This is a genomic window from Neobacillus cucumis, from assembly GCF_023715505.1.
Genome location: NZ_JAMBOH010000096.1, coordinates 1 through 787, shown reverse-complemented (window position 1 = coordinate 787; position 787 = coordinate 1). Strand labels below are relative to the sequence as shown.

The window sequence follows — 787 nt, the reverse complement described above, 5'->3', positions numbered from 1 at the left end:
TCCATTATTCATAGTCCACAAACACCCTGATCAGGCGCTCCTCTCTTTTTTAAAAAATGAATAAGCTGCGTCTATTTAAGTATTGCCATTTTCCGGTTCTCACAGAAGTTAATTTTCATGGTAGTTTAAGTGCTATTGTTCACAATCTCTTTTACACTTAATATAACTCCTAATATAGGGTTAACTCTTGAATATAAATTTTTTTAGCAACAATCCTAATGTAATACCAAAAATCATGGTGCTGAAAATATGAGAATAATAATCGTTGATGGGTCTAATATCGATATATATACCTTCTATTAATGTTGTGAATAATAGTTCACATACTAACCAGGCAAATAAACTTCCCACGGTCGTTTTTATAACCAAATGGCATGAACCAAACTTTTCAAATATAAAGTAAAGTAAGACTGCAAAAACACTACTAACTAAAAAATCTACAATTAATCCTATGGTAAATACAGGTCTGTTAAATGTAATAATAAGACTTGATAATTCATAAATACCAAACTTTCCGAAGCCAAAATGTACAAATATCCTCGAAGCAATCTCTCCTGGTATTGTTGAAAGTACACCTAATATACCTATTCTTAACATCCTATCTTGGATCATATCATCATTCCTTAATCTTAATGTGGACAAATTTAGTATTTAAATATATACACTAGTGTTGCATTAAAAATGTCGTAATTTTCAGTTTAGTCATCTTTCTTATTTAGAGCCAAAAAAGTAAATACCCAATCAAAGGTGGCTCCATCCATTTGGAAATTTATTTACAATTAGACCT

1 protein-coding gene is annotated in these 787 nt (G+C 30.2%); it reads right to left on the bottom strand.

The genetic code is table 11. The features are described from left to right. Positions 1-180: 180 nt before the first annotated feature. Positions 181-612, bottom strand: coding sequence for a hypothetical protein (locus M3226_RS31550; RefSeq protein WP_251573417.1), 432 nt, complete (start codon positions 610-612; stop codon positions 181-183). Positions 613-787: the final 175 nt, after the last annotated feature.

Bases quoted from the DNA above. Each gene is read 5' to 3' on its own strand.
- M3226_RS31550 (WP_251573417.1), bottom strand. From the start codon at position 612: ATGATCCAAGATAGGATGTTAAGAATAGGTATATTAGGTGTACTTTCA.